Source organism: Nostoc sp. C117 (assembly GCF_043099735.1).
Taxonomy (GTDB): domain Bacteria; phylum Cyanobacteriota; class Cyanobacteriia; order Cyanobacteriales; family Nostocaceae; genus Nostoc.
In genome coordinates, this window is sequence record NZ_CP170991.1 from 6,814,475 (window position 1) to 6,827,364 (window position 12,890).

The 12,890-nt window shown below is 43.5% G+C and carries 10 protein-coding genes and 1 tRNA gene; 3 read left to right on the plus strand and 8 right to left on the minus strand.

The window, feature by feature from the left end; all coding sequences use genetic code 11:
- Positions 1 to 174: 174 nt before the first annotated feature.
- Positions 175 to 861: a hypothetical protein gene (locus tag ACFG4S_RS29165; protein ID WP_392536103.1), complete on the minus strand. Its 687-nt coding sequence runs from the start codon at positions 859 to 861 to the stop codon at positions 175 to 177.
- A gap of 388 nt (positions 862 to 1,249) precedes the next feature.
- Between ACFG4S_RS29165 and ACFG4S_RS29170 the strand changes: the two genes are divergently transcribed.
- Positions 1,250 to 3,412: a DNA polymerase III subunit gamma/tau gene (locus tag ACFG4S_RS29170; protein ID WP_392532385.1), complete on the plus strand. Its 2,163-nt coding sequence runs from the start codon at positions 1,250 to 1,252 to the stop codon at positions 3,410 to 3,412.
- A gap of 53 nt (positions 3,413 to 3,465) precedes the next feature.
- Here ACFG4S_RS29170 and ACFG4S_RS29175 read toward each other — a convergent pair whose 3' ends face one another.
- A complete protein-coding gene (locus ACFG4S_RS29175) occupies positions 3,466 to 4,872 on the minus strand; it encodes a glycosyltransferase (protein ID WP_392532386.1) in 1,407 nt (468 codons plus the stop codon).
- A gap of 202 nt (positions 4,873 to 5,074) precedes the next feature.
- Positions 5,075 to 5,221: a hypothetical protein gene (locus tag ACFG4S_RS29180; protein ID WP_392532387.1), complete on the minus strand. Its 147-nt coding sequence runs from the start codon at positions 5,219 to 5,221 to the stop codon at positions 5,075 to 5,077.
- Between the two features lie 274 nt (positions 5,222 to 5,495).
- Between ACFG4S_RS29180 and ebsA the strand changes: the two genes are divergently transcribed.
- A complete protein-coding gene (gene ebsA, locus ACFG4S_RS29185; protein ID WP_392532388.1) occupies positions 5,496 to 5,870 on the plus strand; it encodes a type IV pilus biogenesis protein EbsA in 375 nt (124 codons plus the stop codon).
- A gap of 590 nt (positions 5,871 to 6,460) precedes the next feature.
- On the opposite strand, the gene ACFG4S_RS29190 is transcribed toward ebsA, so the two are convergent.
- The 5 genes from ACFG4S_RS29190 to psbZ all read right to left on the minus strand — a co-directional run bounded on the left by ACFG4S_RS29190 (position 6,461) and on the right by psbZ (position 10,004).
- Complete coding sequence (locus ACFG4S_RS29190; RefSeq protein ID WP_392532389.1) at positions 6,461 to 7,726, minus strand: glutamate-5-semialdehyde dehydrogenase; 1,266 nt, start codon at positions 7,724 to 7,726, stop codon at positions 6,461 to 6,463.
- Between the two features lie 4 nt (positions 7,727 to 7,730).
- The gene (locus ACFG4S_RS29195; RefSeq protein ID WP_392532390.1) at positions 7,731 to 8,138 is read right to left on the minus strand and encodes a hypothetical protein; all 408 of its coding nucleotides are present in this window, start codon (positions 8,136 to 8,138) and stop codon (positions 7,731 to 7,733) included.
- A gap of 677 nt (positions 8,139 to 8,815) precedes the next feature.
- Positions 8,816 to 8,887, minus strand: a tRNA-Gly gene (locus ACFG4S_RS29200).
- A 158-nt stretch (positions 8,888 to 9,045) separates the two neighbouring features.
- Complete coding sequence (gene ribH, locus ACFG4S_RS29205) at positions 9,046 to 9,627, minus strand: 6,7-dimethyl-8-ribityllumazine synthase (protein WP_392532391.1); 582 nt, start codon at positions 9,625 to 9,627, stop codon at positions 9,046 to 9,048.
- Between the two features lie 188 nt (positions 9,628 to 9,815).
- Positions 9,816 to 10,004 carry a photosystem II reaction center protein PsbZ gene (psbZ, locus tag ACFG4S_RS29210; protein WP_179068007.1) on the minus strand — a complete coding sequence of 63 codons (189 nt, stop codon included), beginning with the start codon at positions 10,002 to 10,004 and terminating at the stop codon, positions 9,816 to 9,818.
- A gap of 164 nt (positions 10,005 to 10,168) precedes the next feature.
- Here psbZ and ACFG4S_RS29215 point away from each other — a divergent pair, with 164 nt between their 5' ends.
- Positions 10,169 to 12,880: a CBS domain-containing protein gene (locus tag ACFG4S_RS29215; RefSeq protein WP_392536104.1), complete on the plus strand. Its 2,712-nt coding sequence runs from the start codon at positions 10,169 to 10,171 to the stop codon at positions 12,878 to 12,880.
- Positions 12,881 to 12,890 lie beyond the last annotated feature (10 nt).

The following is a 12,890-nucleotide window of genomic DNA, read 5'->3' on the forward strand; positions in this document are numbered from 1 at the left end:
TGTGGCAGGCTAGCAAAAAATACACAAAAGTTCAAAATTACAGTATTACAACGCTACAATTCCCAGACTCAACTCTGGAATTTTGAAGGCGAAATACTACCGTGCTGATTTTCCTTGGGAATATAACCAAAGAATTTAGGCAATGCAGTGGCTTCTTTTGACTTTCGGAAGTAATTAATTTTCTGTTTGCTCTGTAGTTGATTGACCAGCCGGATATAGTTGACTAATTAACGCTTGTACAAGAACTTGCGGATCGTCTGTCTCAACGGCCAGCTGCTGGGCAATTTGTTGACGTAAGTTTTCATCCTCCTGTAACATGACAAACAATTCTTCTAGAGTAACAGTTTGATATTCTCCCTCTGGTGGATTTTCTCCCCCATCTACTTCTTCAGATGCTGAAGTAGGTAGTTCAACTGGCAAAGGTGTACTTAGAGAATCTGGTCCTTCGTATTCCCAAATTGGTTCGCCTTCATTGCGTGTTAACAACTGCATTCCGATATTATAGGCAACATCGCTGATTTCTCCGATGCCCAACTCACCCAGTTGTACCAACCGCGCCGCCATCTCATTATTAGGTGTAGGTGATGCCAGCAATCTTTCACCAAGGCGCCCCAACCACTCAACCCAGCGTTCAGTGGTGATGCGATGTTCAATATTATCCAGCCACTTCCGTGCCCAAGTTTCCCCGCGTGCCTGATGGACTCCTTGCAACAGTTCGTTGAAGAGAAATTCCAGATCCGTATCGCTTAGGGGTGGTGCTGGTTCTTTTTCCAGATTTCCCCTAGTTTTTGAGGCAGTCTGTTTTCCACCAAACAAGCCCGCAAAGAGCTTTTTGAGCCATTGAAATAGCCGCTTGAGCATCTGCTGCACCATTGAGTATTGCTTATCCTTTAAGATTGTAGCGATCGCACTGCGCTATGGCGTTAGTTACTTCAATAAAATTCTTTATGGAATGGGCATTGGGAATTGGGCATTGGGCATTGGAAATTGGTTGTTGTTAAATGACAAATACTAGAACAAATGTACTAAATGATATGCTATAATTCGGATCGATTGATGGTGAAATCATAGTTAAAAATATGTTCTCTGGGCTTGCTTTTCTTAGTGCCAAAATTTACAAACTTAATTTAGTGGAATTGGGATGGCAACATCGACAAACAAAGCAGGCGCAAGAGCTTAAAATAATTGAATCCCAAACTCGGCTCGGTGCTATTAATCAACGTTGAAAGGCATTGAAGTCTATATTTCCATGTCTTATGAACCCCTGCACCACAAATATCGCCCCAAGAGTTTTGCTGAACTGGTGGGACAAGAGGCGATCGCAACCACCCTCACAAATGCGATCGGCACATCCAAAATTGCCCCTGCTTATTTGTTCACTGGCCCGAGAGGTACAGGGAAAACCTCTAGTGCGCGAATTCTAGCTAAATCTCTCAATTGTCTCAAAAGTGACAAACCCACCGCGGAACCCTGCGGTGTTTGTGACGTGTGTCAGGGAATTACTAAAGGGTACTCGTTAGATGTAATTGAAATCGACGCCGCCAGCAATACTGGTGTCGATAATATCCGTGAGTTGATTGAAAAAGCCCAGTTTGCGCCTGTGCAGTGTCGCTATAAGGTTTATGTGGTGGATGAATGCCATATGCTCAGTACCCAGGCATTCAATGCGTTACTAAAGACATTAGAAGAACCACCGAGACATGTAGTTTTTGTATTGGCGACAACAGACCCGCAACGGGTCTTACCAACAATTATTTCGCGCTGTCAAAGGTTTGATTTTAGACGCATTCAGTTAGAGGCGATGGTAAAGCATTTAAGTGCGATCGCCTCTATAGAAAATATTCATATTTCACTTGATGCTGTAACCCTAGTAGCCCAACTTGCTCAGGGAGGGTTACGGGATGCTGAAAGTCTACTGGATCAATTGGGTTTGTTAGCGGGTGAAGTGACACCGGATCGAGTTTGGGATTTGGTGGGGACAGTAAGCGAACAAGACTTACTGGGGCTTTTAAAGGCGATCGCTCAAGATAAGCCAGAAGCAGTTCTAGACTGTACCCACTACATCCTCGATCGGGGTCGAGAACCATTGACTATTCTGCAAAATCTCGCCGCCTTCTACCGCGATTTACTCATAGCCAGAACAGCACCCAACCGCCACGATTTGGTTGCTTGTACTCAGCAAACTTGGACAGCATTGGTTGAGTTTGCCCAACAGTTTGATATGAGCGCGATTTTAGCAGGACAAGAACACCTGCGAAAGGCTGAAGTGCAAATCAAAAATACCACCCAGCCGCGTTTATGGTTGGAGGTAACATTATTAGGATTGTTACCCAGTGCGACGAATATTCAGCCACAAGCCCCAAGTATTGCACCGCGATTTAACACACCGCCTGCATCTTCCAACTATCCTCCAGCAGTTACCCAAAATCATCCAGTGGCTTCTGCGCCTTTAGTAGAACGACAAACAAATCATAATTCTGCCAACCATCATCAACCAGTTGCCCAAAATCACCCTGTTACTTCATCTGCGCCAGATGAACGGCAAACAAACGACAATTCGGTATCCTCAAACCATCATCAACCAGTTGCCCAAAATCACCCTGTTACTTCATCTGCGCCAGACGAACGGCAAACAAACGACAATTCGGCTGCTAACTCAGTTTCATCACCAACCCCAGAACCGATAGCTGTTCCTGTGCCACCTGCGAACATTGAACCAGTAACTTCAGAAGTTGTCGGGGAAGCACAATATGACTTAAATCAGGTTTGGCAACAGGTGCGTGCGAATTTTCCCATGCCATCCAGACAAGCTTTACTGGGGCAAATGTGCCAGCTAATAGAGTTTAACGGTACTGTAGCCCGTGTGGCTGTCAAAGGCTCTAAATGGTATGAAACACTGAAATCGGATCTGCCGATGATTAAGGCAGCTTTTCAGAAAACTTTTGGGTATGAAGTTCAGGTAAATCTGGAACAAGTAAGCTCTGTAACTCCTACCTCAGCCAGAAATAATCCTCCGCTCAAAGATTCCACTCGCGTTCAGCAATCACCTACTCCCAGTTACAACGGGCAAATTTCGCCTCCAGTATCACTACCACAGCCAGCAACTCCATCACCAACAGCACCAGTAAAAACTGACTCACCAGCAAGGAATGGAAATGGCAATGGCAATGGAATGAATGGCAATGGCCTAAATGGCAATGGGATGAATGCTAATAAGACGCAAACTTCGCCTCCAGCCTCAACCCGAACACCAACACCCGATTGGGAAATTGACGAAGTAGCGATCGCAGCTCAACGTTTCGCAGAATTTTTCAATGGGCAAATTATCCGCTTTGCAGATGATTTCCCAGAATTCTCCGACTCTATAACAACACCTGAATGGGTAGAGGAATCAGAAGTTGATGATGAATAAAAGAAATGCAAAATTATTTTTGGTAATTTTGCATTTTTAATTCCCCAAAGGGGCTATTCCCCATTCCCTGTATGCAAGGTTTTCACCCATTTCAGGCGTTTTGGTCTGACTGACATCCGGGCGGTTGTACTGCTCATAACGACTAACCAGTGCAGCATATATAAACTGCCACGCATGGTTTGCAGTAGCATCAGAAAATATGTAGAAAGTGGGAATTTTTGATCTTGTCGTATCCGCCTCAAACCTGTGTACATTCCCATCATCGACATACTAACAGACAAGCCGGTGATGGGACTTAACATTGGTGGACGATGACGGGCGATCGCCATTAATAAGTCTGGGACTGCTGCTGTGGGTAAGATATACATAATCAGCATAAATATCAGCAAATCCCAGCTTTTGCGGGTTCCCATCCGGTTTTTGAGAATTAAATCCCAATAATCCAAATAGCGTTGATATCCGCCTTCTGCCCATCGGTTGCGCTGATGCCAGAGTGCAACGGCGTTTGTCACTCCTTCTTCTTGCACTGCTGGATGGAAAACACACTCAATATCCCATTTTTCCAAATGTAAACGGATTGTCAAATCCAAATCATCCGTAATGGTTTCCTCATTCCAGCCACCGCAGCTGTCTAAGGCTGAACGCCTCACAAATTGACCATTACCCCGCAGTTCGCCAATGCCACCAAGGGCAGTCCGCTGTTGTTGAAACCAGGTATCAAGTGCCATTTCGGCCATTTGACCCTTAGTCCAAAAGTTTTCTTTAGCGTTGGCGATCGCTTTTCGCACCTGCACCGCCCCCACATTTTCTCTTTGGAATAAAGGTATTACTTGCAATAACAAGTCTGGTGTCACTTGGGCATCAGCATCAAACACGGCGATGATTTCGCCTTTGGTTAGCGGTAGTACTTGATTCAACGCCCCTGACTTGCCGCCACTAGCTTCTGCGGAACGTCTTAGTACTTTCAGTTGCTTGTATTTCTGCTCTAGTTCTGCTAATAGATGGGGTGTATTATCGGTACTGCGATCGTCAATTATCCATACTTCGTATTTCCCATCTGGATATTCCAAATGACAAAGATTATTGACTAATTGAGCAATTACCGCTTCTTCATTTTTAGCAGCCACTAACACAGATACGTAGGGATAATCTCCCTGCATTTCTTTTGGATGGCGACGGGGTTTAGTAAACACTACCACCAAAGCATGAACGCCTAGAACGGTGGTCAATCCTAGTATAAATATGGAAGCCCAAGAAACTAAATGCAGAGCGATCGTGCCACTCCAGACAATACTCAAGACTAGAGCTGCTTTACCTCTACGACCTTGAAACCGGGATGGTAGAGACATGGGTTCTGTCTCTAACCCAGACTCCTCATCTACTGATACGTCAGATAACAAGGAGTTGAGTGGATCGAGCTCTTGATAAGAATCTTCTTCGGGCCAGGAATTCGCTGGCATAGGTTAGGTTGCTTGATTTAAAAACCACTATTTGTCTACAGTTAGTAATTTTACGGACAAATATCCCTAATCTACTTTTCCCGATATTAATCGGAATGGGCAAACTGCAATACCCGCTATCCCTAAACCAAAATCGGCTAGGATTACTTTTGTTTTCACCGCCACTCTGCTTAATTACCTAGCGTTAATATCTTTGCCACTCTTAAACAGAGGCTTGATTCCTTTGATAGCCACTTGGGCAGGAAGCTTGTAAAGTCAGACTTTCACTAATGGAAACTCCAGTTTCGGCAAAGCGATCGCAAGATAGCAGCAATTTATTGTTGAGAGAAACAGCAATAACAGCATCCACAACTTTACAGTGAGGATTTTTCAGTGTATTGCGCTCAACCTCGATAAAAGTTAATGCAGCCTTATTGTAACCGAAATTTTAATATTTCTTAGCAGTAACTTCATTTATTGGGGATTGGGCATTGGGCATCAGAGATTTCCTCTCTGCTCCCTCATCTCCCTCATCTCCCCACACTCCCCACACTCCCCACTATGTGCTTTAGATACATTTTTGGGAATACTACTAAGAGCCACTAGTATCCCTAGTTCCCAACTAACTTGAGGAATATTTAACAATGTCTATTGAGCAAATACAGCCTGCGACTCAACAACAAGCCAGTGTTTACTTACCTTATGTTCAAGGCGCTAAACGGAATTTTTTACCCTTTGCTATCGGTCTTTATCAAAAAGGTGTTTTGGAGGGACACCGAAAGATAGAAGCTAGTGAGCATGTCCCCTTTGTCGCCTCTTGGAATGTTGCTACCCTACCCTCAGACTTAACACGTTGCCGAGTACAGTTTGATGGCAATGCTGAACTGAGTTATGAACTGATGATGGCTAGTTTTGAGTTTATTAATTTTTTAATTGAACTTATGGATAATTATAAACGACATCGTGCCACCGATTTTTCCCAAGCGTTTTATCGCAAGCTGTTACGCATAGATGATTGATGGAACTCAGCCAGATTTTTGTCAGTTCTACTCATCTAAAAAAGAAGATTCTCGACTTCTGTAATAAATCGGGAATCTCAACTAAAAATATTAATTTTATTCATCAGCATCAGCAAAAGTAACTTGCTTGTAAAGGTTGATAAGTTGAATTTGAAAATCAATTGTTTGTAGCAATTAATCGATAACAGTAGAATCCGATCGCTCTTCAGGAAGAGATAGAGACTTATAAGCTGATGCGTGTCTAGAGGATATAAACACTCTTGATGGTTTTTGACTGTTGACGGGTTTTCAGTCATCAGTCATCAGGTAAACGTACTAGTTTTAAGCGTAACAGCTTAGCTTGCTACTGAAGCAATTACTAAAACTAACATAAAAGACCGATCGCCTAATTTCCCAAACCATCGTCATAAAGTGCTGGCGATCGCTCGTTTATACTAAAAGTTTTTGAACCCTTCTCTACCTATTTTTGAGGCTATTTTCTACATCTCGTTGCCGCTTTAAATACTTGACATAAAGTTCGCTCAAGATACCTGCAAGCGCTTCAGTTTTATTTCCAAATTCAGAATTTTGGTGTATGGATTACGAATTATTTAAAACCTACCATTTCCCTGAACAATGTGCTTAACAGTGGTCAAGGTTTCCAGACTAATAAATCCCCGCCGATGTCCTTTTTGGTTCGACATGCCGAGAAATACTGAATCTCCCCGCGAGGGGTTGCGGGAAAACCGCGGGGAAGTATTGATGTAGGTAGACGCACTATTAACTCCTAAAGCAAACTGCCGACTTTCCTGGTAGGATTCAGTAACGATTGAGTCGGCATGACCGCTGCTGTATCGATTAATCCAGGCGATCGCACCTTCTAAGCTATCCACCAGTTTAAAAGCTACTGTCCTAGTTAAATAAGGATTTCCCCATTCGCCTTCTTTGACTAGCTGCAACTGGGGAAAGGCTTGTACTAGTTCTGCATCCCCTTTGATTTCAAAGCCTTTTTCCATTAAGCTGTTCCACAGAACGGCTAAAGATGATGGTAAGGCTTGACGATGAATTAGTACCTTTTCAATGGCGTTGACTTGATCTGGTTCGCTCTGATGGCTATCAAGAATCATCCAGCGCACCATTTCTAAACTTGCATTTAGCGACCAGTAGAGATAACAGTTACCCATTGCTGACTTTAATACTGGGCAAGTTGACTGTCGTACTACCTGCTGTATCAAGCTGGAACGTCCGTAGGGAATGACTAAATTTACGTACTCGTCTTGGATGACTAAATCCCGAATCGAAGCACCATGTTCGGCTGTAATCAGTTCTACACAACCTGGGGGTAGACCAACTTCGGCGATGGCAGTTTGCAGTGCTTCGGCAATGGCAGCGTTAGAATGGCTAGCTTCAGTACTACCTTTGAGAATTATGCTATTGCCAGTTTTGATACAAAAACCCGCTGCGATCGCGCCTAAATCAGGGAATGCTTCATAAATAAATCCAATCACTCCCAAGGGCATTAATTGGGAGTAACTCTGGGAATCTTCCAATTGATAATCAGCATTCCTGACGCGCCGCAGCGGATCTGATAATTCCCCCAACCGTTGTAAAATGTCCACAGTTGTCTCTAGCCTTCTGGGAGTCAGCTTTAGCCAGTCTAATATCAATTCTGGCACTGCCATTTCTCGACTAGCCTCTAAATCCAAGGTGTTGGCTTCGAGAATGTCGTCAAATGAGCGCTCAAGAGCCTGTGCCATCGCCAATACTGCGCGACTCCTATCAGCTCCCTTTGTCATCCCCAATTTGAGGGAAGCTTGATAGGCTCGTTTAGCACTAGTAATCGGTTCGGGGCGATCGTCCAAAACTTCAACAGTCATTGAGTTAACGTCTGTAGGTAAGCCAGACCATTAGTGCTGGTAGGATAGCCAACAGTACCGCCACTATTGCCCACGCAATAATGCTGGAACCATTTGCCAATCGCAGCGCTAATGGCAGCCATATAATCACTAGCACGAAAATAATGCCAAGTGCTATAGGCAGATAGCTTTCTCCCAAACGGGGATGGACAACATGCCAACTATTTCCCATCCACCGCCAAGCTCGCTTGTAAGGATAAGTGGTAGAAAGTTGTTCTAGAACATTACCATTATCTTCTACTACAAAGATTTGCTGACAGCGATCGCAACCAAATGCTTCTGTCAACGTAATCGGAATTAACTGACCCCGGCGACGACAGGGACAGGGGTATTCGGTATTGAAGTCTATTTTTTCGGGTTTTTGAGATTGCACAAGCGTTCTAATAACTTGAGCGTGTTTTTAACAAACTGTGGAAATTACGATCCCTTGGTAAATGCCTTGAGAACTTCTCTTTTGATATAAATCATCAGGCGAAGCAGACATCGGCATCATTGCAAACAGTAAATGCAGCCAACTCTAAGTAGTCTAATTGCCATATCAATACAGGGTTCTCTGTTTGTAGTCTTTGCCTGTAGCTAGCAATCTTGTTTAAAAATTTCCTTCTCTTCATTTGTCGCTTTAAAGATAATGTGGTTGCGTTTTTGGGCATTCATTGTGCTGACACACCTGGTAGAATTTTAAGCTGACGTAGCGATCGCCCATAAAATAAATCATTTGGGAAGGCTACGCTTGTAAATAACACCCTACTAGCAAACCCTAAATTTTTCTTTGGCACCCGACACAAAACGAATTGACTACACCTATAAAGATTGTAGCCAAGCTAATCAATATCTAGACTACTCTCAAGTTGGGTTTTATATTTCTTAGCAAGTGGGTAACGCCATTTCAACCAGCGTCTTGACCTGAATATAGTAGACAATTTGTTATTCAATCTGTTGTCTACATTGAAATCATTTCACAAAAATGCATCTCAATTGGACAGACACTTGAACGAGCATGAAAAGACTAAACCTCCTGGAATTTACTTACTCCAAGAGGTCTTAGTTGGAAGCGGGCAACGCGATTCGAACGCGCGACATTCACCTTGGCAAGGTGACGCTCTACCACTGAGCTATGCCCGCACTCATCAACCAAATACTAGTCTCTCAGATTTATCTCTAATTGTCAACCTTTTAATTTTAGTTATTAGGCATTGGGCTTTAGGAGTGCTGAGTTCTGAGTTAGGAGTTTTGTTTATCTCCTTGTCCCCCAATCCCCAATCCCTAATTCCCATACCCTATTAACTTAGTTCTTCTGACTCTGCTGTTAAATTGCTGACGCTGGCACTTTGAAAAGAGACTGGCAAAGTAGGCTGGTTATTACGAGAATATGGCTCTGCCAAATTAGAACGTAATTGCCGCATCAGACTAGCCATTTCTAAGGCATTCAGGGCGTAATCCCAACCATGATTACCTTTAATACCTGCTCGTTCTAAGGCTTGCTGCATAGTATCTACTGTCAAAATGCCAAAAATGACTGGCACCCCAGTTTGAAAACTGGCCGCGGCAATGCCTTTAGAAACTTCGGCGGATACGTAATCAAAATGGGGTGTTTGCCCTCGAATGACTGCGCCAAGACAGATTACAGCATCATAACGATGGGAAAGTGCTAGTTGGCGAGCTACTAAAGGCACTTCAAAACTTCCTGGCACCCAAACATAATCCACCTGACTACCATCGGGATTAGGGTCTACACCGTGGCGTTTCAAACAATCTTGACATCCCTCTAGCAGCTTTCCGGTAACGAGGTCATTGAATCGTCCAATAACCACTGCAAAACGCAAAGGCTCCGTTTGAGTAAAAGTTCCCTCGAAAACTGCCATGACTGCCTCTTAATCAACTATACTTCTGGCCAATATACATTTCTTATTTAAATCTAGAGGAGCAGGAAAGCAAGATCAAAAAGAAGGAATAAGGAAAAATCTCTCCTTTTTTCCCTTGACTTTTGACCTTGGCTCTTCTGCCCCTCTAGTTCTTATATTATGTGGCTGCGCCAGAGCGAAGCCGTCGCCTACACGACAAAAAAGTTTAACAAACCAACTAAAAATACCAAACCAATCCAGACGCCAGAACCAACCCAGAGCAGTTTTTTCGATTCACCCCAATTTTGAGGTGTGGCGTAAGCGACAGGAACGCCGACAACTAGGACAAAAGACAATAGGACTAAGCCTATCAAAGCGAATTGGAATATTATAGTCATTTTTGCTTCTCCCAATACAGCGGAATACTAAAGATAGAATATCTTAAAGGGCGACACCAACACTTTCTTCTTATTTTTAAGCTACCAGAAATTGCAACATTTTAGTCATTTGTCCTTTGTCTAAGTACCAATGACAAACAACAAATGATAAATGACTCATGACTATGGATTTAATTCTTTGCCACACAACAGCTGATTTTGATGCGCTAGGAGCCGCAGTAGGACTAACACGCTTACTACCAGGAAGCAAGATTGTGCTTACTGGCGGATCTCACCCTCCTGTCCGGGATTTTTTAGCGCTGCATCGGGATGAATATCCGCTGATTGAACGCCGTTCGGTGAATGGAGAAAAAATTCGATCGCTGACTGTGGTGGATACGCAACACCGCGATCGCTTAGGTAAAGCAGCTGAGTGGTTAGATTTACCTAATATAAGAGAGATTATAGTTTATGACCATCACTTAGGACAAGAATCAGATATTCCAGCGACGCGATCGCATATTTCTTCTGTGGGAGCCACCACAACTTTAATTGTGGAGCAATTGCAAGAACAACAAGTCTCCCTGACTCCTGCCGAAGCCACAGTAATGGCTTTGGGTATTCACGTTGATACTGGCTCGTTGACCTTTGACCAGTCGACACCACGGGATGCTTTAGCTTTGGCTTGGTTAATGCAACAAGATGCCAGTTTATCAGTAATTTCTACCTACCGCGACCCTGGATTGTCTCCTCAATTGCAGCAGTTACTAACTGAGGCGCTAGAAAGTTTAGAATATCTTTGTCTGCGTGGATATACGATTGCTTGGGTATTTTTACGAACCGATGCTTTTGTGCCAGGATTATCGAGTTTGGCTTCACAACTCGTAGAATTAACCGAAATTGATGCGATACTGTTAGCTAATGAGTATCCTTTGGGTGAAGGTGATGCACGGTTAACTGTAATTGGGCGATCGCAAATTCCGCAAACAAATCTCAATCTATTATTCCAACTTCTAGGCGGTGGCGGCCATTCCCAAGCCGCATCCCTAAATTTACGTGGAGTAGATTCACAGGCAATATTACAACAACTCCTGGACGGAGTAAAAGCACAAATTCCCCATCCGCCTACTGCTAGGGACTTGATGTCTTCTCCTGTCCGCACGATTCTGCCTGAAACCACAATTGCCGAATCCCAACGCATTTTGTTGCGTTATGGACATTCTGGTTTATCTGTAGTCGATGCCCAAGGACAACTAGTAGGTATTATTTCGCGGCGGGATATTGATATTGCCTTGCACCACGGGTTTAGTCATGCGCCAGTCAAGGGCTACATGACTAAGAATCTCAAAACAATTACACCAGATACGACACTGCCACAAATTGAGTCAGTGATGGTGACATACGATATCGGGCGTTTACCAGTATTAGAAAATGGACAGTTAATAGGTATTGTCACCCGCACTGATGTGTTACGGGAATTGCATCAAAACAGTTCTCAGTTCCGAGTGTTGAGTCTTGAATCTCAATCATCACTCACAAGGCAACATTTAGAACTCAGCACGGAGTTGCAGAAAAAACTTGCTCCTCAACTGTGGCAATTACTCACCACAGCATCCCAAGAAGCAGAAAAACGAGGTTGGCATCTTTATCTTGTCGGGGGTGCGGTGCGGGATTTGCTATTAGCCGAAGCCACAGCACAGACCTTAATGATTAAAGATATTGACCTCGTAGTTGATGGCTTTCACAAATCAGCAGAAGTTGGTGCTGGTGTGGAACTAGCTAAGGCACTCGAACAACTTTACCCAACAGCCCGTTTAGAAATTCACGGGGCTTTTCAAACTGCTGCCTTGCTGTGGCACAAAGACCCAGAATTAGATTCTCTATGGGTGGATATTGCTACCGCGAGAACAGAATTTTATCCTTACCCAGCAGCAAATCCAGAAGTTGAGGCGAGTTCCATTCGTCAAGATTTGTATCGTCGAGATTTTACCATCAACGCCCTTGCTTTGCGCCTTACTTCCCCTCGTGCTGGTGAATTACTCGATTTTTTTGGTGGTTTACTCGATTTAGAAGCTAAACAAATTCGGGTTTTACACGCCAATAGTTTTATCGAAGACCCTACCCGCATTTATCGCGGCGTCCGTTTTGCCGTGCGCTTCGGATTTGAAATTGAACCGCAAACAGAAGAGTTTATTCGCTATGCCATTAACAGTGGTGTTTACGATCGCACTACTCAAGAGAATAGCAAAACTCCAGCCCTACAAACTCGACTGAAAACAGAATTAAAGCACATCCTAGAAGCCTCCTATTGGAAATCGGCTTTACAGTTACTCGATAACTTAAAGGCGTTGCAATGTATCCATCCTACCCTGAACCTAGATGGGTCACTTTTGCGACAATTACGTTTGCTAGAACGCTGTTTGCGGCGATTTGACCCGCAACCAAACTTAATTCACTGGGAAATGCGTTTAGAAGCGTTAATCACCCACCTAGAACCACAATATCGGGGAAAAGTCGCAAAAAATCTGCAATTACAAGAGGATGCGATTAAACGCTTAGAAAACGTAGCTACGGCTAAAGCTGAAGTCTTAAAATCTTTAACTGCTTCTCAACGCCCCAGTCAAGTAGTTAAATTTCTACGACAGTACGACTTACCAATGTTAATTTTAATTGCCTTGCAAAGCCAGCAAGAAATGAGGCGACAGATATGGCATTACTTGACAGTTTTGGCTAACATGCAGCCACTTTTAAATGGTAATGACTTAAAAAAATTAGGTTATAAACCAGGGGCGCAGTATCGACTAATGCTAGATGATATACTTGGTGCTACCTTGGATAGAATGATTAAAGATAGGACTGAGGCTAAGGAGTTTTTAGCCAAGAATTATCCCCAGTAATTTTTATCTC

Coding starts and splice junctions, on each gene's coding strand:
- ACFG4S_RS29215 (WP_392536104.1), top strand. CDS start 10,169: ATGGATTTAATTCTTTGCCACACAACAGCTGATTTTGATGCGCTAGGA.
- ACFG4S_RS29170 (WP_392532385.1), top strand. CDS start 1,250: ATGTCTTATGAACCCCTGCACCACAAATATCGCCCCAAGAGTTTTGCT.
- ACFG4S_RS29175 (WP_392532386.1), bottom strand. CDS start 4,872: ATGCCAGCGAATTCCTGGCCCGAAGAAGATTCTTATCAAGAGCTCGAT.
- ACFG4S_RS29165 (WP_392536103.1), bottom strand. CDS start 861: ATGCTCAAGCGGCTATTTCAATGGCTCAAAAAGCTCTTTGCGGGCTTG.
- ebsA (WP_392532388.1), top strand. CDS start 5,496: ATGTCTATTGAGCAAATACAGCCTGCGACTCAACAACAAGCCAGTGTT.
- ribH (WP_392532391.1), bottom strand. CDS start 9,627: ATGGCAGTTTTCGAGGGAACTTTTACTCAAACGGAGCCTTTGCGTTTT.
- psbZ (WP_179068007.1), bottom strand. CDS start 10,004: ATGACTATAATATTCCAATTCGCTTTGATAGGCTTAGTCCTATTGTCT.
- ACFG4S_RS29190 (WP_392532389.1), bottom strand. CDS start 7,726: ATGACTGTTGAAGTTTTGGACGATCGCCCCGAACCGATTACTAGTGCT.